General features: G+C 31.7%; 1 protein-coding gene. It reads right to left on the bottom strand.

Annotated features, from left to right (window positions below; genetic code table 11):
• On the bottom strand, positions 1-483 hold a 483-nt coding region (locus A1704_RS17200; protein ID WP_131797531.1), incomplete at both ends, for an MraY family glycosyltransferase.

Here is a 483-nt window from a genome sequence, read left to right as displayed (position 1 = left end):
CTCCTAAAAAGCCTAATGAAATAATGATCAGCAACAACAGATTTATATTAGTATGTCTCAGATAATAAGCAATTCCTACAATCATTAAATAGTAAATAATGATATAAAAGGATGATCTTCTATGAGTAAGATTTAGCTTAAGCAGTTTATGATGTATATGGTTTTTATCAGCATCAAAGGGAGATTTTTTATTATAAAGCCTTACAAACATCACATTTAATGTATCTACAATAGGCAGAATAAGAATTGCGACCGCTACCACTGGCGCAGACTGCAGATGATATCTTGGTACGTCAATAAGTTTTTTATCTATAAAGATATCAATAAAACAAATAGATGTAAATGCTAGCAAGAATCCCAGCAACATAGATCCAGTATCTCCCATAAAAACCTTATTGGTTCTGTAATGTGAGAGATTGTAATATAAAAAGGCAAGAACCGTCCCTATAATAACGACAGACAGCACTACCAATGGATAATTAT

This window comes from Chryseobacterium cucumeris (assembly GCF_001593385.1).
GTDB lineage: Bacteria > Bacteroidota > Bacteroidia > Flavobacteriales > Weeksellaceae > Chryseobacterium > Chryseobacterium cucumeris.
This window is presented reverse-complemented; position numbering and strand designations above follow the sequence as displayed.